Origin of the sequence: Lactobacillus apis (genome assembly GCF_003150935.1) — a bacterium.
Lineage (GTDB): Bacteria > Bacillota > Bacilli > Lactobacillales > Lactobacillaceae > Lactobacillus > Lactobacillus apis.
In genome coordinates, this window is the sequence record NZ_CP029476.1 from 396,266 (window position 1) to 417,778 (window position 21,513).

19 protein-coding genes are annotated in these 21,513 nt (G+C 36.4%); 17 read left to right on the forward strand and 2 right to left on the reverse strand.

Annotated features, from left to right (window positions below; all coding sequences use genetic code 11):
* Nucleotides 1–4: 4 nt before the first annotated feature.
* Nucleotides 5–1,363: a PTS transporter subunit EIIC gene (locus tag DKL56_RS02025; protein ID WP_109715214.1), complete on the reverse strand. Its 1,359-nt coding sequence runs from the start codon at nt 1,361–1,363 to the stop codon at nt 5–7.
* A 208-nt stretch (nt 1,364–1,571) separates the two neighbouring features.
* On the opposite strand from DKL56_RS02025, the gene DKL56_RS02030 reads away from it, so the two are divergent.
* The 3 genes from DKL56_RS02030 to DKL56_RS02040 all read left to right on the forward strand — a co-directional run bounded on the left by DKL56_RS02030 (nt 1,572) and on the right by DKL56_RS02040 (nt 6,796).
* A complete protein-coding gene (locus DKL56_RS02030; RefSeq protein ID WP_109715215.1) occupies nt 1,572–2,765 on the forward strand; it encodes a bifunctional metallophosphatase/5'-nucleotidase in 1,194 nt (397 codons plus the stop codon).
* Nucleotides 2,766–2,775: 10 nt separating this feature from the next.
* Nucleotides 2,776–3,948, forward strand: a complete 1,173-nt coding sequence (locus DKL56_RS02035) for a nucleoside transporter C-terminal domain-containing protein (RefSeq protein WP_074425675.1) — start codon at nt 2,776–2,778, stop codon at nt 3,946–3,948.
* Between the two features lie 178 nt (nt 3,949–4,126).
* Entirely contained in the window at nt 4,127–6,796 is a 2,670-nt protein-coding gene (locus tag DKL56_RS02040) for a calcium-translocating P-type ATPase, PMCA-type (protein WP_109715216.1), read from the forward strand.
* A 94-nt stretch (nt 6,797–6,890) separates the two neighbouring features.
* Here the strand turns inward: DKL56_RS02040 and DKL56_RS02045 are convergent, their stop codons facing one another.
* Nucleotides 6,891–7,334 carry a GAF domain-containing protein gene (locus DKL56_RS02045; protein WP_109715217.1) on the reverse strand — a complete coding sequence of 148 codons (444 nt, stop codon included), beginning with the start codon at nt 7,332–7,334 and terminating at the stop codon, nt 6,891–6,893.
* Between the two features lie 329 nt (nt 7,335–7,663).
* Between DKL56_RS02045 and DKL56_RS02050 the strand changes: the two genes are divergently transcribed.
* The 14 genes from DKL56_RS02050 to DKL56_RS02115 all read left to right on the forward strand — a co-directional run bounded on the left by DKL56_RS02050 (nt 7,664) and on the right by DKL56_RS02115 (nt 21,500).
* Nucleotides 7,664–8,401, forward strand: coding sequence for an amino acid ABC transporter ATP-binding protein (locus tag DKL56_RS02050; RefSeq protein WP_109715218.1), 738 nt, complete (start codon nt 7,664–7,666; stop codon nt 8,399–8,401).
* Nucleotides 8,402–8,412: 11 nt separating this feature from the next.
* Nucleotides 8,413–9,228 (forward strand): glutamate ABC transporter substrate-binding protein, encoded by an 816-nt coding sequence (locus DKL56_RS02055; protein ID WP_074425672.1) that lies wholly within the window; start codon nt 8,413–8,415, stop codon nt 9,226–9,228.
* Nucleotides 9,225–9,863 carry an amino acid ABC transporter permease gene (locus DKL56_RS02060; protein WP_074425671.1) on the forward strand — a complete coding sequence of 213 codons (639 nt, stop codon included), beginning with the start codon at nt 9,225–9,227 and terminating at the stop codon, nt 9,861–9,863. Before DKL56_RS02055 ends, DKL56_RS02060 begins: the two co-directional genes overlap by 4 nt.
* 16 nt (nt 9,864–9,879) lie before the next feature.
* Complete coding sequence (locus DKL56_RS02065; RefSeq protein WP_046306301.1) at nt 9,880–10,533, forward strand: amino acid ABC transporter permease; 654 nt, start codon at nt 9,880–9,882, stop codon at nt 10,531–10,533.
* Nucleotides 10,534–10,749: 216 nt separating this feature from the next.
* Entirely contained in the window at nt 10,750–11,727 is a 978-nt protein-coding gene (locus tag DKL56_RS02070; protein WP_109715219.1) for an SIS domain-containing protein, read from the forward strand.
* 10 nt (nt 11,728–11,737) lie between these two features.
* Nucleotides 11,738–12,553, forward strand: coding sequence for a PfkB family carbohydrate kinase (locus tag DKL56_RS02075; RefSeq protein WP_109715220.1), 816 nt, complete (start codon nt 11,738–11,740; stop codon nt 12,551–12,553).
* Nucleotides 12,554–12,568: 15 nt separating this feature from the next.
* Entirely contained in the window at nt 12,569–14,191 is a 1,623-nt protein-coding gene (locus DKL56_RS02080) for a peptide ABC transporter substrate-binding protein (RefSeq protein WP_162542493.1), read from the forward strand.
* 286 nt (nt 14,192–14,477) lie between these two features.
* Nucleotides 14,478–16,100, forward strand: a complete 1,623-nt coding sequence (locus DKL56_RS02085) for a peptide ABC transporter substrate-binding protein (protein ID WP_109715222.1) — start codon at nt 14,478–14,480, stop codon at nt 16,098–16,100.
* A 68-nt stretch (nt 16,101–16,168) separates the two neighbouring features.
* Nucleotides 16,169–17,101: an ABC transporter permease gene (locus DKL56_RS02090; protein WP_109715223.1), complete on the forward strand. Its 933-nt coding sequence runs from the start codon at nt 16,169–16,171 to the stop codon at nt 17,099–17,101.
* A gap of 1 nt (nt 17,102) precedes the next feature.
* Entirely contained in the window at nt 17,103–18,011 is a 909-nt protein-coding gene (locus tag DKL56_RS02095) for an ABC transporter permease (protein WP_109715224.1), read from the forward strand.
* Nucleotides 18,012–18,019: 8 nt separating this feature from the next.
* On the forward strand, nt 18,020–19,099 hold the full coding sequence (locus DKL56_RS02100; protein ID WP_109715225.1) for an ABC transporter ATP-binding protein: 1,080 nt from the start codon (nt 18,020–18,022) through the stop codon (nt 19,097–19,099).
* Nucleotides 19,089–19,988: an ABC transporter ATP-binding protein gene (locus DKL56_RS02105; RefSeq protein ID WP_074425663.1), complete on the forward strand. Its 900-nt coding sequence runs from the start codon at nt 19,089–19,091 to the stop codon at nt 19,986–19,988. The genes DKL56_RS02100 and DKL56_RS02105 overlap by 11 nt, the downstream gene beginning before the upstream one ends.
* A gap of 91 nt (nt 19,989–20,079) precedes the next feature.
* Entirely contained in the window at nt 20,080–20,613 is a 534-nt protein-coding gene (locus DKL56_RS02110) for a ClbS/DfsB family four-helix bundle protein (RefSeq protein ID WP_074425662.1), read from the forward strand.
* Between the two features lie 125 nt (nt 20,614–20,738).
* The gene (locus tag DKL56_RS02115; protein ID WP_109715226.1) at nt 20,739–21,500 is read left to right on the forward strand and encodes a GntR family transcriptional regulator; all 762 of its coding nucleotides are present in this window, start codon (nt 20,739–20,741) and stop codon (nt 21,498–21,500) included.
* The last annotated feature ends 13 nt before the right edge of the window (nt 21,501–21,513 follow it).

Consider the following 21,513-nt stretch of genomic DNA (forward strand, 5'->3'; position numbering starts at 1 on the left):
ATTATTATTGATCTTTTGGATCGATTCCCCAAAAGAAGGTTAATATTGCTGCCGTAATTAGAGATATTGCGGAGCCTAAAATCATAAAGCCAATTGGCTTATACATTAGCATCAAGATTGAGAAAATGTTGTCAATTTGGAATGCTCGAACAACTACGTGAAGTGAGGCATTAATGGCACCACCAATTCCACCTGCAATTGCTGTGATGATCATTAATCTCTTTGAGGGCATAATTAAACCGTACAAAATAGGTTCAGTTACACCGGCAAAAATACCTGTAATTGTAACAGATCCTGATAGTCCCTTGAGTTTGGCATCTTTCTTTTTGAGTAAACTGTATAAAAAGATACCGAGGGAAACACCGATTTGTGCCCAAACGGCTGCAACTGCCACACCACCAATTACATCACCACCGTACATTTTGAGGTTTTGCAATGTGATTGGCACTAGTCCCCAGTGTAAACCAAGTACGGTTAAGAAAGGATAGACCATGCCTAGCAGCAAGCCAGCAACTAATCTGCTTTTACCGAATAGCCACATAATAATAGCTGAAATCCATTTACCAACAGTGTCACCAAATGGACCAAAAATTAGTACGGTTGCTGGTACTAAGATAATTAAACAAATCATTGAATTTAGGAAAATCTGAATTTGTTGTGGAATAATCTTTTTCAATAAGCGGTCAAGTAAAACGTAAACCCCGATAATGACAAAAATTGGGAATACTGTTGTGGAATAGTCAATTGCGTCTAATGGCATGCCAAAAAGACTAAGACCGTGCTTTCCAACCAGCTGAGTGAAATTTGGTTCTAACAGTGCCGCCCCCAAGGCACCACCGACGAATGGGTCTGCTTTAAATTCTTTGGCTAAAGTAATGCCGACAAAAATAGGTAGGAAGTAAAAGATTGAATTCCCAGCTGCAGATAAGACAAGATAGGCTGTACTAGTTTCAGATAACCAATGCAAATTAGCTAAAACTGTTAGAACAGCCTTTACCATTCCGGCGCCAGCCATTACTGAAAGAAGTGGCATAAAAGCCCCGGAAATAGTTTTAGTTATTGACAACTTAGCTTTTTTATCTGTTTTTTCTTCTTTAGAGTTAGCTGTCTTGTTATCACTCAGTTTTTTCTGAATGACGTCATAATAATCTGCCACATTAGTACCAATTACGACCTGCTCTTGACCGCCACTTTTAACGACACTTAAAACGCAAGGCAAGGAATTCAATTTGTCTTTATCGACTTTACTATCGTCTTTTAAGTCAAAGCGCAATCTAGTTACGCAATGGACCAAATTATTGACGTTATCTGGTCCGCCAACATATTTTAAAATTGCCTCTGATTCACCATTAATATTATTCATACATTCTCCCACTTATAAAAATTAATGAGAATAACTTTCGGATTATCTCATTATATTTTAAAAAAATAAGCAATATTATAATTTAACTTTATAGTAATTGTCAATGAACTTAAAAAGAACATTTTAGAAGTATATTGCCATTTATAAATCCTTTAGTATAAAATTAAATTGTTGGTAATTTTTAACAAATTTAAAAAAGGAGGAAACAGTGAATAAACTAGTAAATGTGTTAACTACGACAGATATCCATGGCTTTATTTCTAATGAGGGGCAGCCACCTGCCTTGGCGTTGCAAGGAATAAAGGAAAAATATCCTAACTCTCTGTTAATGGATAGTGGAGACTTCTTTGTTGGCAACCCTTTGACCACTTATTTTTGTGATCAGATGCAAGTATCTCCAATGGTAGATTATGCCAATAAAGTCGGGTTTGATGTCATGGTACCTGGGAACCATGATTTTGATCATGGATTGAATTATTTAAAGCGTCAGGTTAGCCATTTAAATGCTGACTATGTTTGTTGTAATGTTTTTGATGAAGAGGGAAATTGGATTTTTTCACCGTCTACCATTAAAGAAATTGATGGCATCAAAGTGGGAGTAATTGGCTTACTGACAAGTAGAATGTCAATGATCAGTGACTTTGATGTAACCACGGGAGTAGTTGTTAAGGAAGCATTACCTGAATTACAAAAACAGGTAGAAGCTTTGCGTGATCAAGTCGATTTAATTTTAGTCGGCTATCACGGTGGAATTGAACGGGATTTGAAGACACACGCTGAAACTAACTATGCAACGGGTGAGGACGAAACTTTTAAGTTAGTATCGCAAACACCAGGCATTGATGGTTTTAGCTGTGGTCACCAGCACCGTATCAATCATGGTCGAATAGGTGATACCCTTGTTGTTCAAGGCGGATACCAAGGTAATTGTTTTGGTCACATGACGTTTGAATTTAATGATCAAAATAAAATTGTAAAACGTCAAGAAGAAATCGTCTTAACTGAGACTCTGCCAGCTAAAACAGGTAATTTTTATTCAGAAGAAGATTATCAAAATTGGCTTGCAGAAGATTTTGATCTCAGTCATTTAGTAGAGTTTTTAAAACAAAAATTTGCTCGCGAACATTTAGGAATTTTTATTAGCTTAAAAGGGAAAACTAGGCAGCAATTAATAGATTCTTTTACCATTCCATATGGTGTTAGAATTTATCGCCTGACTTCGTCAGAATATCAGGTTTTCAGCCAACAAGATTGGGCTCTTAAGCAAGAAAATTATGATTCTAATGCTCACGATTTTTTGGTTCTGACGAATTCTTATGAAGTACCAGAATATCGTTTGACAGACCAATTTGTTGATAATATTTTTGATGAATATTCATACTATTTAACGCAGCGCAATTAGGGAGAAAGTAATGGGAGTAATTGGAATTATTATAGTGTTGGGTCTACTTTATCTGGTAAGTTTTGATCGCAAGCACATCGACTACAAATCACTTATTTATCTTTTTGTAACAGAATTAGTAATCCTGTTTTTGATTTTAAAAACAACAATTGGTAACTGGATCATTAAGGGATTATCCGGTAGTTTAAATATTATCAGTCAGTCTAGTAGTAAGGGTGTAAACTTCGTTTTCGGTGATTTAAAAAATCCCGGTGCTACTTCACAATTTTTCTTAAATGTCTTATTACCGTTGATTTTCATTTGCGCATTGATTGAATTGTTGCAGTATTTGCGTATTTTGCCTTTTATTATTAAATACGTTGGTAAAGTTCTAAAAAAGCTGTTCCACATTGATGAAATTAATGCGTTTACGATTTTAAGTTATCCTTTTGTAAGTAATGGTGTTTTTGTTCCTTTCAAGGATCAAATGAAAGACATGTCACCAAATCAATTATTTACACTATCAATTTATACTTTATCAAATACTACAGTAACAATGATTGCTTCATATATGCATATTATTAAATCTGAATTTATTATTGTTGCTTTGATACTTAACCTCTTCACTTCGATTATTGTTGCTAAAATAGTTGCACCATACGATATTTCGCAAGTTAATTATGAAATTTCGACTAAGAACACTAATCAAAAGTCATTGATTACGCGTTTGATTGACAGCATGAACCTTGGATTTAAACTGGCAATTAACATTTCAATCTCAATTATTGGTTTTGTTTCGTTAATTACTTTTGTCAACATTATTTTCAAATCAGTTTGTGGTAAAACCTTAACGGCCTTAATTGGTTATGTTTGTGCTCCTGTAGCTTTTATCATGGGAGTAGATCCACATTCAATTGTTAGTGCTGGTACAGTTCTGGCTACCAAAGCATTTACCAATATCTTTGTCGCAATAAACCAAATTAATATGCACGCAGTTCCGCTTAAGACGCAAGCAATTGTTAGTGTTTTCTTGATTTCTTTTGCTAACTTACCAAACTTGGGTACTACATTAGGTATCATGCATACAATGGTTGATGAAGAGCATGGTGAAGCTATTGCAAGTCATGCATTAAGACTATTTTTGGTGGCAACAGCAGTCAGCATTCTTAATGGGGCATTGGCTGGTCTATTTTATTCATTTTAATTAGCTTTCTCCTTGTTAATCTGAAGATTTTTATTTATAATAAAAACATCATAAGGGAGTAACAGCAATTACCTGCGATAAGCCCAACAACCGAAGATATACTTCTGGACTTATCTTAATTAGTGAGACTTGTGTGTTTTAAACATATAAGTCTCTTTTTTATTTTTAGGAGGAAAAAATGCCCCAAAATTTTTATAATCAAACAATTAAAGATATTGAAAAAGAGCTTTCAACATCTTGTGAAAATGGTTTAAATTCGGAGCAAGTAAAGCAGCTTCAGGAAAAATATGGTCCTAATAGTCTTGCTGGTAAGAAGAAAACCAGTATGTTGCAACGCTTTATTGCACAATTTAAAGACTTTATGATTATTGTTTTGATCATTGCTGCGCTTTTATCTGGTTTTGTCGCTCAAGAGTGGACAGACGCTGCGATTATCATGGTTGTTGTTATCCTGAACGCTGTTTTGGGTGTTTTCCAAGAAACTCGTTCTGAAGAAGCAATTAATGCTCTGAAAAAAATGGCCACGCCGAATGCGCATGTGCGAAGGAATGGGCAAGTGGTTGAGATTCCAAGTACTGAATTAGTGCAAGGCGATATTGTTTTACTTGAAGCTGGAGATGTTGTTCCCGCAGACTTGCGTTTGACAATCACTGAGAGCTTGAAGATCGAGGAGTCCGCATTAACTGGGGAATCAGTACCAGTTGATAAAGAGCATGACCAAATTAATGAGGATAAAGTTGCTTTAGCTGATCAAGATAATATGGCTTTTGCCAACACCAACGTTACCTATGGTCGTGGTGAGGGAATTGTTACTGAAATTGGGATGAATACTGAAGTCGGTAAAATCGCCACCATGCTTAACAATACCGATGAAACGGATACACCGCTTAAGCGTAACCTTAACCAATTAGGTAAGACATTAACAATTATGATTTTGCTGATTTGTGCGGTTGTTTTCGTTGTCGGTTTCTTTACCAAGCAGGGTACAGAGCCAACACAAAAATTAGCAATTGATATGTTCTTAGTTGCAGTTTCGTTAGCAGTTGCGGCAATCCCAGAAGGATTACCTGCAATTGTTACCATCATTTTGGCGCTTGGAACGCAAGTAATGGCTAAGCACAATTCGATTGTGCGTAAATTACCTGCAGTTGAAACTTTGGGTGCAACTGATATTATCTGTTCAGATAAAACTGGTACATTAACTCAAAATAAGATGACAGTTGAGCAGGTCTACTATGACAATGAAGCTCATCAAGCAGACCAGAAGATTTCTGAAGCTAACCCTACGTTGTTGTCAATGGTTTTAGCTAACGACTCTAAGCTTGATGACACAAATAGATTGTTGGGAGATCCAACTGAGACGGCACTTATTCAATATGCCTTAGATCAAAAGATTGATGTTCATCAGCTACTTGACCAGCACAAACGGGTTCAAGAAGTTCCTTTTGATTCTGGCCGTAAGTTAATGAGTACGGTTAATGAAAATGGTGGACAATATTTTGTTGCTGTTAAGGGAGCACCTGACCAATTACTTAAACGAGTTACTAAAATCGAAGTTAATGGCAAGGTAGAACCGATTTCTGCTGAACAAAAAGAAGAAGTTTTACTTTCTAACCAAAAAATGGCAAGAAGAGCCTTAAGAGTCTTAGGTTTAGCGTATAAGACAGTTGATCAGCTATACGATGCTCCTTCTACTGATAACGTTGAACAAGATTTAATTTTTGTTGGTTTGGTTGGGATGATCGATCCAGAAAGACCTGAAGCTAAAAAGGCAATCGCAGAAGCACATGATGCAGGAATCAGAACAGTTATGATTACCGGAGACTTCCAAGTGACTGCACAAGCAATCGCTGAGCGACTTGGAATTCTAAAACCAGGTCAAGATGAACGCGTGGTTACTGGTGCTCAACTTGATGAAGTTAGCGATGAATACTTGCAAGAACATGTACCTGATTACAGCGTTTATGCTCGTGTCTCGCCAGAGCACAAAGTTCGAATTGTTAAGGCATGGCAAGCTCGTGGTAAAATTGTTGCGATGACCGGTGACGGTGTTAATGATGCCCCTAGTTTGAAGCAAGCTGATATTGGTATCGGTATGGGTATCACAGGTACTGAAGTTTCCAAGGGTGCCAGCGATATGATTTTGGCCGACGATAACTTTGCCACAATCGTTGAAGCTGTTAAGCAAGGTCGTAAAGTTTTCAGCAATATTCAAAAGGCAATTCTGTACTTGATGAGTTGTAATGTTGGTGAGGTCTTGACAGTGTTTATGATGACAATGCTTGGTTGGGACATTTTAGCACCCGTTCAACTTCTTTGGATTAACCTTGTTACTGATACACTACCAGCTATTGCGCTTGGACTTGAACCAGTGGAAAAAGGTATCATGAAGAGGGCACCACGTGGTCGGAAGTCCAATTTCTTTAGTGGTGGCGTTTCTAGTTCAATCGTCTACCAAGGAATTTTGGAAGGTATTTTAGTTTTAGCAACTTATCAATTAGGCTTGAAATTTGGTCCTCATGTTAACAGTGCTAACTTACAGCATGCGGATGCGTTGACTATGGCATTCTTGACTTTAGGATTAATCCAATTATTCCATGCGATTAACTCAAAATATATCCATCAATCAATCTTTTCTAAGCATACACTTACAAATAAATGGTTTAACTGGGCTATCCTTATTTCAGCAATAGTAATGGCCGCAGTAGAATTACCATTTATGACTAGGTTCTTTGATGTTACAGAATTAAATGGCATGCAATGGTTAATTGTCTTAGGTGCAGGAACTTGTATGATTATCATTGTTGAAATTGTTAAATTCTTCCAACGTCAAGCTGGACAAAAATAAAATAGCAAATAATATAACTGAAAAACTGGTAAATTATGCTATAGAAGCAGTAGTATGCCAGTTTTTTTGCATTTATTAATTTTAAAAAGCTAGTTTAAATACAGTTAGCAATTTTAGTTAGGTATTCTGCGTCAATATCGTCAAAACGTGCGAAGTTCTTGCTATCAAGGTCTAAGACGGCAATCAAAGCTTCATTTTTCATGATTGGAATGACGATTTCTGAATTGGTCGCAGCATCGCAAGCAATATGACCAGCGAATTTATGAACATCAGGGACAATTTGTGTTTCTTTTGCTTTAGCGGCTGTACCGCAAACACCTTTGCCTATTGCAATGTGCATGCATGCAACAGGACCCTGAAAAGGTCCCAAAATTAATTCATGATTTTGATAACGATAAAAACCAGCGTAGCTGACATCAGGCAAATTGTTAAACAGTAGAGCACTGATATTACTCATATTGGCAATCAAATCGTGCTCATCTTCAAGTAGGCTTTGTGCTTGCTTAAGTAGCAGTTGATAACGTTCAAGTTTGTCCATTTGCTTTCTCCTTTTTGAATAAGTCTAAACTAAGTGGGTAGCTTTTAAAAGTCAAACAAAGTATTTACTTTTTGATTTCAAATGTGTAAGATTGAACAAGCCGTTAAAAAGAAGCTATAATGAAATGTGTGATAGCGCTAAAATCATTGCTAACATAAGATTTAGCAATGATTTGGTACCTAAGAAACTTTGTGATTTGTAAGAAATAAATTACAAAATTGTATAAATTTTCATTAAAAAAGGTGTATAATTTTTAAAAATCTTAACGGCTATAGTAAAATGGTCTCAATGACTTATTTTATTGCAAGATAATGAAAGGGGCGATAACAATGTCGATGATAGAGTTCCATGACGTGCAAAAATATTATAGCCATTTTCATGCACTGCACGACATTAATTTGGAAATTGATGAAGGGGAGACGGTGGTTTTAATTGGACCATCAGGTTCAGGTAAGAGTACTTTAGTACGTACCGTGAACGGCCTTGAAACAATCCAAAAAGGTCAATTGATTGTTAACGGTCATGATTTGTCTGATCCAAAGACTAACCTTAACATTCTTAGAAGTGATGTTGGGATGGTTTTCCAACACTTCAATCTGTACAAAAATAAAGATGTACTTGAAAATATTATGTTGGCACCAAGAATTGTTAGCCATATTCCAGAAGAAGAAAACAAAAAACGAGCAATGGAACTGCTCGAAATGGTTGGTCTGGAAAAATGGGCACACAATATGCCTTCACAAATTTCAGGTGGTCAAAAGCAGCGTGTTGCCATTGCTCGAACATTGGCCATGCGTCCTAAGCTTATTCTTTACGATGAACCAACTAGTGCGCTTGACCCAGAAATGATTGATGATGTTTTGCAAGTTATTAAGAAAGTTACAAATGAGAGCGGAATGACATCCTTGATTGTTACCCACGAAATGGGCTTTGCTAAAGAGGTTGCCAACCGAGTTATCTTCATGGACCAAGGTCAAATTGTTGAAGATGAGAATAGCGCAAGTTTCTTTGAACAACCTAAGACAGTACGGGCACAACAATTCTTGAGTAAGATCATCTCTCACTAAGGAGGCCGATTATGAAAAAGAAATTTTGGTTGCTTCCTTTACTAGCATGTGTATTGATGCTAACTGGATGTGGTAAGAGCCTAAGTGATCAATCTGTTTTAGATAATGTTAAAGAGTCTAATACGATTACTTGGGGTGTTAAAGGTGATGTTAAACTTTTTGGCTTGATTGATGTCCGCGATGGTCAACAAAAAGGTTTTGATGTTGACATGGCCAAAGCAATTACTAAGCGTATCTTAGGGCCCAAAGGCAAGGCAGAATTTGTCACAACTACGTCACAATCAAGAATACCGCTTCTGAAGAATGGTAATGTCGATGCAATAATTGCTACGATGACGATTACTCCAGAGCGTAAAAAGATTATTTCATTTTCACACTCATACTTTGATGCCGGTCAGTCAATATTAGTTGCTAAAAATTCCTCAATTAAAAGTGCCAAAGATTTAAACGGTAAGACTGTAATTGGGGTAGTTGGTGCTAACTCAGTAGAAAACATTAAAAAGATAGCTCCTAGAGCAAAAGTGATAGAACTTCAAGACTATGCTCAAGCTATGAACGCACTGAAATCAGGTCAAGGTGATGCATTGACTACTGACAATGGTATCTTATTTGGGTTAGCAGTTCAGAACCCAGGCTATGAAGTTCGAGGTGGGACTTTCACCGTTGAACCTTATGGTGTTGCGGTTAATAAGGGACAAACCGGATTTACTAAGGCTGTTGACAAGGCAGTTCTTGAGATGCAGCATGATGGTGAATACAATCGCTTAATTAAAAAGTGGTTTGGCGATGTTCCAGGATTTAAGTACAAGGAGCTGTATCGCCGATGATTGATATTTTTACAAAATTCAGTGGTCAATTATTTGTTGGTTTGGGCTGGACGATACTTTCAAGTGTGATTGCATTATTCTTCAGTTTAATTATAGGAACTGTGTTTGCAATTATGGAAGTTGTTCCTAGTAAAATAGCTCGCTTCATTGGACGTGCTTACGTAGAAATATTGCGTAACATTCCACTGCTGGTAATTACGATGTTCTTCTATCTTGTTATTCCAAAATATGTGATGAAGATTAATGGTTTTACTGCAGGAACAATTGGTTTAACGCTTTATACTTCTGCATTTATTGCTGAAACGATTCGTTCAGGTATCCAATCTGTTTCTGGTGGACAAATGGAAGGTGCTCGTTCTACAGGCATGACTTATTGGCAAGCAATGCGTTACATTATTTTGCCACAAGCATTCAAGATCGTTATTCCACCACTTGGAAATCAGTTTGTTAACTTAGTCAAAAACTCATCGGTTCTTGCCTTTGTTGCAGGATTTGATTTGATGTATCAAGCAAACTCAATTGCTTCGACTACTTTTGACCAGATTAACAGCTATTTAGTAGTTGGGGTTTTGTATTTAATTATTACATTACCACTTAGCTACTACATGCAGTATTTGGAAAAGAAATTAGCCTGAGAGGAGGTTCAGTGAAATGCAAAATTGGATTAGCGCCTTTTCATGGCTAAACGTGCACTTTCTATTAATGGGCCTTTGGGTTACTATCTATATTTCAGTAATTTCAGTTATTTTGAGTTTCATTATTGGCTCAATTTTGGGAATTATTAGATATTCAAAAATCAAGTTTGTCTCAAAAATCGTTGGTTTTATAATTGATATTATCCGTAACGTGCCGTTACTTTTAATTATCTTCTTTACCTACTTTGGCTTGCCAAACTTTGGGTTAAGACCAGAAACGATTCCGGCGGCAGTTATTGCTATGACGGTCTTTGAATCAAGCATGATTGCAGAAATTGTTCGTTCGGGAATTCAATCAGTTTCTACCGGACAAATGGAAGGTGCAAGATCAACGGGAATGTCCTTTGTTCAAGCATTATGGCATGTTGTATTGCCACAGGCATATAAGAACATGATTCCAACAATTATTAGTCAATTCGTTTCGCTAATTAAGGATACTTCATTGGCAACAATTATCGTTGTTCCAGAAATGATGCAGCATGCACAAGTTATTTATGGACAAAATTCTAATTATATTTTGCCAATGTTTGCTGCTTTAGCAGTACTATACTTCATCGTCTGCTTTACACTTTCAGTGATTGGCAACGTAATTGGAAAACATTTGACTTAAAATTAAATATTTTGATTTATTTTCTTAAAAAGGATTTCACAGTGTGGAATCCTTTTTTTGTGTATTTTTACTGATATAAAGACCTTTGTTACTGGTTATCTGATTATAAATAAGCGATTAATTAAATTTTTTTTAGAAAAAGTATTGACAGATTAAAAATATACACTTATCTTATTATATAACATCATATAACAATTAATAGATAAGAGGTAAACAATGAAGAAACAATATCAAGACGAAATAACAAATGCGATTAAAGCCTGTCAAAAGATTGACGGCATCAATCATATTTACTTTGCTGCATGTGGTGGCTCAATGGCTTTCATGCAACCAGCAGAGTACATTATTAACCGCGAGTGTGACATTCCTGCAACTATTTTGCCATCACGTGAATTTACCACACGTGATCCTCATGACTTGGGCGAGCATAGTGTAGTTGTAACTTGTTCTCATTCAGGTAGTACTCCAGAAACTAATGAAGCTGCCAAATTTGCTAAAGAAAAAGGCGCTTTAACAATTGGAATTGCCTTTACACCTGATTCAGACTTGGAAAAGAACTCTGACTATACTTTGCATTACAGCTGGGGAAAAGGTACAGACGCTTCTGATTTAAACACCGGTGTACTTTACGGCTTTATTTTTGGTCTGTTAAAGGCTGTGACTGGTGATGCTAAGTATGACAAGGGCTTGAAAGCACTTGACGACTTGGAAGCAATTGCTGAAAGAACTCGCCAACAATTCGGTGATACAGCTAAGAAGTGGACCAGTGAATTAAAGCGTGAGAAGTTGATTTACGCAATTGGCTCAGGCATTAACTTGGGTGAGACATACTCATTTTCAGCATGCTGGCTCCAAGAAATGCAATGGATTAACAGTAGCTGCATTGATTCAGCGGAATACTTCCATGGTCCTTTTGAAATTACTGACTTTGATGTTCCTTTCATTATCTGTGAAGGAATGGGTGTTACTCGCAAGATGGACCAACGTGCAGTTGATTTTGCTAAGAAGCACAGTGATAAAGTTTATGTAATTGATAATGCAGACTTTGATATGCACGAAATCGATGACAATTTTAAAGAATATTATTCACAGATTCTTTCAGGTGTAGTCTTCCGTCAGCTTGCTGAAGGTTTTTCATATGAAAGAGGACATTCTCTAGAAGCCCGTCGTTACATGTGGCACTTAGATTATTAGTGTTTGTTCAATGAAGATAATTTCAATTGGAGATAATGTAGCTGACACCTATGTTAAGCAGAGAGTTTATTTTCCTGGTGGAAATTGCGTCAATGTTGCTGTTGATGCAAAAAAAGCTGGAGCAGAAGTTTCTGCTTATCTCGGCATTTTAGGTAATGACAATCGTGCTAGCCATATTGAAGAATCATTAAAAGAAGAGCAAGTTGAATTAGTTAACTGTCGTAGAGTCTATGCCCCTACGGCGCAACCACGAGTTTTCTTAACTACTGAAGGCGATCGAACCTTTGAAGCCGGTCCGAAAAATTCAGGCTTACACTTATTAAACTTACGATTAACTCCTGATGACTTTACAACAATTGATGGCTTCGATGTCGTTCATGCAGGAATTGATTCTGGAATTGATGAATATCTACCAGAATTACATAAACGAGTGAAAGTTTCCTTTGACTTTTCCATTTCTCGGGATAAGGACTACTTTAAAAAGACACTTCCTAATGTTGATTTTGCATTTTTCTCTGGGTCAGACATGAGTGATGACCAAGCTGTAGAATTTGCCAAAAAATATTTAACCTTAGGTCCAGAAGTTATTGTTATTACAAGGGGAGAAAAACCCGCATTTTTGTTAACTTCACAAGAATCTTATTACCAAGAACCGCAAAAAATAAAAGTTGTCGACACGATGGGTGCAGGTGACAGTTTTATTGCTGGTTTTCTAGTTTCTTACTTAGATAAGAACAATTTAGTATTAGCGGCAGAAGCTGCAAGCAAAAACGCTGCAGTTACCTGTCAATTATCTGGCGGCTTTGGTCACCAGAAATCTTTTTAGAAAAGAGTGATGAACATGAAAAAAGGTGCAGTACTTGCTACAGCAGCCGTTGCATGCTTCGGTATGCTGCTAACTGGTTGTCAGAACAAAGGCAATTCTAGTTCAAAAAAGCAAGATAAAATTACAGTTGTACAAAATGCCCCAGTGGATTCGCTAGATCCAATCTTGGCCTATTCAAACAGCTCGTCTGTAGTTGTAGCCAACACAACTGAGGGTCTTTATACAATTGATGCAAACGATAAGCCTCAGCTTGGTTTGGCTTCAAGCGTGAAGACAAGTAATCATGGTTTGACGAAGACCTTTACGATTCGTGAAGATGCTAAGTGGTCAAACGGCGACCCAATTACAGCAAATGATTTTGTCTTTGCATGGCGCCGCTTGGCTAATCCTAAGAACGCTTCAGCTTTCAACTTCCAACCAGGTGCAGCTGGAATTAAAAATGCTGATGACATCGTTGCAGGAAAGAAACCTGTTAATTCATTAGGCGTTAAAGCTACAAGTGAAAAGACTTTAGTTATTGAATTAGATCATGTAGTACCTTATATGAACAAGTTACTTGCATTTAGTGACTTTGCACCAGTCAACCAAAAGTACTTCGAAAAAGCAGGTAAGAAATTCGCTCAAGATTCAGATCACTTGATTGCTTCAGGTCCATATAAGATTAAGGACTGGAAGCTTGGTGATAACAGTATCCAATTAGTGAAAAACGCAAAATATTGGGATGCTAAAAACGTTAAGCTAAACGAAGTAAAACTTGATGTAATTGTTGATCCTGAAAAAGCAGCTATTGCTTTTGAAAATGGTAGTGCTGACTACGTTCACCTTAGCGGACAACTTGTTCCTAAGTACCGTAAGGATAAAAACTACGAAAATGAAGTTGGTAACTTTACCCAATACCTTATGTTCAATGTAAAGAAACCTGGCCTTGATAACGAGGATTTACGTAAGGCAATTTCTAGTAGCATTAATCGTAAGGAAATTACCAAACATATTTTGAAAGACGGTTCTATTCCAGTTCATTCAATGGTAATGAAAGATTTAGTTAAGAATCCTTCAAATGGTAAGGATTTTGCCGATGAGTCTACGACTGATTTGTCAGAGTACTCAGCTGCTGATGCAAAGAAGTACTGGAACAAAGCTAAGTCAAAGACTGACTTAAGATCAATAACCTTATTGTACGACGATAGTGATCCTGCTTACGCTAACGTTGCCGCATATGTGAAGGCACAAGTTGAAAAGAATCTTCCAGGAATGAAAGTTGATTTACAACAAGTTTCCAAGAAGACTAGACTTGATAAAATGTCAAAAGCAACTTACGACGTTACACTTACACGTTGGGGGCCAGATTATGCTGATCCAACAGCAATTTTAAGTATGTACCAAAGTAAGAATGATAGTAACTACGGTAAATGGGCTAACTCTGAATTTGATAAGTTAATGGCAGAGTCAAACAAGACAACAGATCAAGCTAAAAGATATCAACTTTTACTAAAGGCAAATAATATTTTAATTGATAGTGCTTCTTGTCCGCCATTGTACCAAAATGGTGCTCCAGTCTTAAAGAGAGCTAACATCCAAGACTTACCAATGCATATTGCGGGTGTTCCATACTTCTTCAAGTATGCATCGATTAAGTAAATTGAATGACTGTAAAAAGAGGCCTAGGCCTCTTTTTTACTCACAAAATATGATCGAGATAATTAGTTCTCACCAACTAATATAATAAACATATTAAATTATTTTAAGAAATAAGGTTGACAGATTAAAAATATCTTATTATCTTATCATATAAGGCGCTGAACAATTACTAAGATCTTGGGTAGATTTAAAAGCAATCTTTATTTCTTTGAAACTGATTAAATTAAAGTCATTTGGTTTTAAGTAATTCTCCCTAGTTCGAAGCATTTAGAAAAGAGTGAAATTTATGAAAAGAAGTGCAGCAATCGTTTCAACTGCAATTGCCTGCGTTGGAATGTTACTGACTGGTTGTCAGAAGAGTTCGAATTCAGGCACACAAAATCAAAGCAAAATCACGGTGGTAGAGAATACTCCTGTTGATTCTCTGGATCCTGCAGTAGCATATCAAGAATCAGCCATCGTTACCGTAGCTAACACAACTGAAGGCTTATATACAATGGATGCACATGATAAGCCACAATTTGGATTAGCATCCGAAGTTAAAACAAGTAATCATGGTTTGACAAAAACATTTACAATTCGTGAAGATGCTAAGTGGTCAAATGGCGATCCAGTGACAGCTAACGACTTTGTATTTGGTTGGCGGAGATTTTCAGATCCTAAAAATGCGTCACCATATAACTTTGAACTAGGTGCTGCGGGAATTAAAAATGCTGATGCAATTACTCTAGGTAAGAAGCCTACAAGTGATTTAGGTGTGAGAGCTACCGGACCAAAGACTTTGGTTGTTGAACTTGATCATCCGGTTCCATTTTTGAGCAGAATTTTAGCATTTGCACCATTTGCTCCTGTTAATCAAAAGTATTTTGAAAAAACAGGTAAAAAATTTGGTCAAGATTCAAGTCACGTGATTGCAACAGGACCATATAAAATTAAAGACTGGAAGCTAGGAGACAATACAGTACAGCTTGTAAAGAATCCAAAATACTGGGACGCTAAAAATGTTAAGGTTAAAGAAATTAAGCTTGATGTAATAACCGATCCAGAAAAAGCAGCGATTGCTTTTGAGAACGGTAATGCTGACTATGTACGTCTGAGTGGCCAACTGGTTTCAAAATATCATAAAGATAAGAACTTTGTTGATGAGATTAGCAACTTCAACCACTACTTAATATTTAATATGAAAGAACCTGGCATAAATAATGCTAATTTGCGTAAAGCAATTTCAGTTAGCCTTAATAGGAAAGAAATTACTACTCATATTTTGAAAGATGGTTCAGTTCCTGTTCATTCGATGGTAATGAGAAAACTTGGCAAAAATCCAAAAACTGGTAAAGACTTTGCTGATGAATCAACAACTAATTTATCACAGTATTCCCCAGCTGACGCTAAAAAGTATTGGAATAAGGCTAAATCAGAAACTAAATTAAGATCATTCACTTTGCTTTATGATGATAGTGATCCGTCATATTCAAATGTTGCTGCTTATATTAAAGCTCAAGTTGAGAAAAACTTACCTGGAATGAAGGTAAACTTACAGCAGGTTTCAAAGAAAACTAGGTTAGATAAAATGGCCAAATCTAACTTTGATGCGGGTATTTCTCGTTGGGCACCAGACTATGGTGATATATCAGCAGTATTAAATATGTATGTTACTGGTAACGCCAGCAACTATGCGAAATGGTCAGATCCGGAGTACGATCGTTTGATTGCACAAGCAAACAAAGAAACTGATCTTTCTAAGAGATATCAACTACTATTAAAAGCAAATAATATTTTAGTTGATAGCGCAGCTTGTCCACCATTATATCAAGCAGGTGCACCAGTCTTAAGACGAACAAACATTAAAGATATGCCAATGCATATCTCTGGTGTTCCACTAGTCTTTAAATATGTATATATAAAATAAATTAGAAAACAAATAGAACTGGGATTTAATCTCAGCTCTGTTTGATTAGATGAAAGGGAGGGAAGAACTTGAAGAAATATGTCTTGAAAAGACTTTTAATCGCGGTAGTAACCTTATTCTTAATTACATTAATTTTATTTGTAATGGAAAAGGCGATGCCAGGTTCTCCATTTAATGATGAAAAAATGTCACACGCTCAAGTTGCTGCCCTTTACCGTAAATACGGGCTAGATGGACCTATTTGGCTACAGTTCTTTAATTATTTGAAAAATATGATTACTGGTGATTTTGGTGTTTCATACACAGTTCAAGTAAACACTCCGGTAACAACAATGATTTTTCAACACTTCAAGATTTCATTACAAATTGGTTTACAAGCAACTATATTAGGCGCAATTATTGGTTTCTTTATGGGTGTTCTTGCAGCAGTTAAAAAAGGCACCATCTGGGATAACCTAATGACAGGAATCTCGGTATTAGGAATTAGTTTACCCAACTTCGTTGTGGCCTTGATTATCTCGCTAATCTTCTCATACAAATTAATGGTTTTACCTGGAACTTACCAACAAACTCAACCATTTGTTTCAAGTATTTTGCCAACAATTGCATTGAGTACATTTACAATGGCAAGTATCGAACGATATGTCCGTAATGACATGATTACGATTATGGATTCAGACTATTATCGATTAGCAGATTCAAAGGGAATTAAGAAGTATCAATTAATTATGCACCATGTAATTAGGAACACTTTGATTTCCGTAATTACTGTGTTAGCACCATTAATGATCGATTTAATTGCCGGTAGTATGGTTATTGAAAAAGCCTTTGCTATTCCTGGCTTAGGTACTTTGTACATCAGTGCAATTCAAGCTAATGATTACAATGTTGTTTTAGGGATCACATTTTTCTATGCAGTTTTGTTCATTGGTATCATGCTAGTTGTTGACATTTTATACGGTTTAATTGATCCACGGATTAGATTAGATGAGGGTGAATAAGATGACAGATAATAAAAACAATGATTTTGAATTTGCCCAAAATCCCGAAGTCGAGGACCATTATTCGGGTAAGTCATATTCATACGGTCAATTAATTTGGCATCGCTTTTTAAGAAATAAGGGAGCAGTTGTCAGTGTTGCGGTACTGGTTATTATTACGTTAATTGCCTTTTTGGCACCGCATTTTAGCCAGTTTTCTCCAACTACACCTTATCCAAATCAATCAAATTTAGCTCCAGGTACAAATGGCCATTGGTTTGGTACAGACAATTTGGGGAGAGATATTTTTGTTAGGGTAGCAGCCGGAACCTCCGTTTCATTACGAGTTGCCTTGGTTGCGATGGCTATCGACTTAGTAATAGGTACGAGCTACGGACTTATTTCAGGATATTTTGGTGGCAAGATTGATTTATTCATGCAACGAATTACTGAAATTTTAAGTACAATTCCAATGATTATTATCGTTACGCTTTTAGTTTTGGTAATGAAACCAGGTCTAATTAGTATTATTACGGCGATGATGATTGTTGGTTGGATTAACATGAGTAGAATAGTTCGGGCCCAAGTACTTGAATTGAAGTCACGTGAATATGTTTTGTCGGCCAGAACAATGGGGGAATCTAATTTTAAGATTATTTTCTCGCAAATTTTGCCCAACACACTTGGTCAGATTATTACAACGTTCATGCTATCAATTCCAAATGCAATCTTCTTGGAAGCATTCTTGGCCTTTATTGGTTTAGGCGTTCCTGCTCCACTAGCCTCATTGGGAACAATGATTAATGATGGTTATACGCAGGCAATCGTTTACCCTTACATGGTATTCTTCCCAGTCTTATTTTTGGCCCTAATCATGTTAAGTTTCAATATTATTGCTGATGGCTTACGTGATGCGATTGAAGGAAGCTAGGTGAAACCATGACTGAAACAGTTCTAGAAATAAAAAACTTACAAGTTGAGTATCATACCGAACATGGTGATGTACAAGCAGTTAGAGGGATTAGCTACAAGGTAAATAAAGGGGAAACTGTTGCTTTAGTTGGTGAATCTGGTTGTGGAAAATCGGCTAGCGTTAAACCGATTATGGGTGAAAAGGAAGCCAATCAAGTAATTAAATCAGGTGAAATTAACTTTACCTACCAAACTGAAAATGGACAAAAGACAGTTGACCTTTTAAAGATAAGTCCTAAAGAAGTCCAAAGTCAGATTAAGGGTAAGGAAATTGCCATGGTCTTTCAAGACCCAATGACTTCACTTGATCCAACAATGAAAATTGAAAAGCAGATTGCCGAGGCAGTAAAAGCATCGAATCCCCAAATTAATAAGGAACAATTAAATAAACGTGTTCTAGAATTAATTGAGACAGTCGGAATTCAAAATGCTGACGTGGTAAAGAAACAGTATCCACATCAACTGTCAGGAGGGATGCGGCAAAGAATTGTTATTGCGATTGCATTGTCGGGGAATCCTAGTTTATTGATTTGTGATGAACCGACAACAGGCCTTGATGTTACAATTCAAGCTAAAATTTTGAATTTAATTAAAGATATTCAAAAAAGCCGTAAGTTATCAGTAATTTTTATTACACACAACCTAGGTGTTGTGGCCAATATTGCTACTAATGTTAATGTTATGTATGCTGGTAAGATTGTCGAAACTGGTACGACTGAAGATATTTTCTTTGATCCGCGTCACCCATACACTTGGGGTCTACTTGAATCAGTACCTGATGTAAATGAAGCGGTTAAAGAGTTGCCAACAATTGCTGGGACAATTCCAGATTTAACCCAACCAGTTGTTGGTGATGCTTTTGCACCACGAAACAAGTATGCATTAAATATTGACTTTAAAGAACAACCTCCAATGTTTGAAGTTAATGATCATCATTATGCTGCTACTTGGCTTCTCGATAAAAGAGCACCTAAAGTAGAAATACCGACGGTACTTAAAAGGAGAATTGAAAAAATGAAGAAAGAAGCTGAAACTGATGGCGAATAATATTCTTGAAGTACACCATTTAAAACAGTATTTTCCAATTGGGAAGAAAAAAGTAGTTAAAGCCGTTGATGATGTTTCTTTTAATATTGCTAGCGGGGAAACTTTTGGCCTTGTTGGTGAATCCGGTAGTGGGAAAACGACAATTGGTCGTTCAATTATCAGACTTTATAAACCAACATACGGTGAAGTGATTTTTGAAGGTGAACAGATAGCTGGCACTTTAGATAAAAAGCGTACTTCAAAGTTACGTAAAGATATGCAGATGATCTTTCAAGACCCGATGTCATCGTTAAATCCAAGGAAAAAAGTTGGTGACATTATAAAGCTTGGCCTAGATATCCACTATCCAGAACTAAGTAAAGAGGAAAAGCAAGAGCGCGTTCTTAAAATGCTAAAAGTCGTTGGTCTTGATAGCTCTTTTATTAATCGGTACCCGCAAGAACTATCTGGTGGGCAGAGACAAAGAGTCGGCATTGCACGTGTTGTTATTATGCAGCCTCGCTTAATTATTGCCGATGAAGCAATTTCAGCCCTTGATGTTTCTGTTCAGGCTCAGGTTGTTAACTTGTTGCAACATATTCAAGAAGAAACTGGAAGTGCGATGCTGTTTATTGCGCATGACTTGGCAATGGTTAAGCACATTTCAAGTCACATTGGCGTTATTCACTTAGGGCACATCGTTGAGTCAGGTCCTACAGATGAAATCTTTGATCACCCAAAGCATCCCTATACTAAAAGTTTGTTGACCGCAATTCCGATTACAGATCCGATTGCTGAACAGAAAAAGCAATTGTCTGATTATCATGCACATCGGCATCAATATGTAAACAAAACGATGGTTGATCTTGGCAATGGGCACATGGTCTTGGATGATGGCTCGTGGTCGTAGAAGTACGGTTAAATAACAATTGCAAAAGTTTACTTATTTAATTATACTTGGCTAGTCGAAACGCAAAACAAGTTTATAGGAGAGTTTATCAATGGCACGACCAACAAATAAAACTGATTTAATTGAAGCAAGTAATACAGCATATCAAAAGATAGTTGATTTAATTGCTTCATTACCTGAAGAGGCACGTACAGCTGACTTTGATTTTGATACTAGTAAGTTAAAAGAAGCACATTGGAAACGCGACCGCAACGTTAGAGACGTATTAGCTCATTTATATGAATGGCAAAAATTATTAATTGACTGGATTGATAGTAATCAAGCTGGCAAACCAAAAGAATATTTACCAGAGGGCTATAATTGGCGTAACTATGGCGAAATGAACCAAGAGTTTTGGAAGAACGACCAATCAATTCCTCTTGAAGAAATGGAAGAGCTACTTGCTCAAAGTCATAAGAAAACAATGGCTTTAATTGACTCCTATACCAATGATGAACTATTCCAAAAGAATGTTTTCCCATGGACAGGCAATAATGCTCTAGGTACATATTTTATTGCCAATACTTCTAGTCACTATGAATGGGCTTTGAAGAAGCTAAGAAAATATAAGAGATCTATAAAGTAAGATAGAATAAAAACCGTTAGCACTTTGGCTAACGGTTTTCCTGTTTTTAACAATAAAAAGTAAGCACTTAGTGTTTGTTATTTCAATTTTAATTTAGTAATATTGTGGTATTGAGGAGTGTTGTAATGAGATCTGATGAGACAATTGAAACAGTAGTTCCGCTTTATCGCAAGATATATCTTGATATTAAAAAGCAAATTCAAAATAATGAATTAAAGCCGGAACAAAAATTGCCTAGTGAACAGTACTTGTGCCAAAAGTACAATGTAAGTAGGATAACAGTTCGTAAGGCTTTAAAGTTGTTAACCGAGGAGCGATTAGTTGTTACCGTTCAAGGCAAAGGCTCATATGTTAACGCTAAGAAGATGATAGGTAAGTTAGACCGGATTCAAGGCTTTTCAGAATTTGCGCTTTCGCTTGATAAAAAGAGTGAGACCAAAATTTTGAAACGTGAAATTATCAAGAACGGCGATATTGCCAGGAAATTGATGTTACCTGATGATGCCGATTTAATTTACATCAAACGACTTTCTGAAATTGAAAAAACACCTTTGGGGATAGATGAAGCTTGGTTATCTGCTGAGCGGTTTCCTGATTTGCTTGTTAATATTAATTCTGACTCTTCTTTATATGAATATCTTGAACAGAAATATCATGAATTACCAGCAAATTCATATCGTGAAATTAGTACAAGTCTGCCAACTGCAAAACAAACTAGTCTGCTTAAACTCGATAATGTAATACCATTATTTGAGGTTAATAAGACAGTTTATAATCAATTCGATCAGCCATTGGAATTTTCACATTATGTGGTTCGTGGAGATGAAATGACTTATATCATCAATTCGAATGTTGACGGCAAATTTCGCTTAAACAATAAAAAGTAAATTGATTTTAATA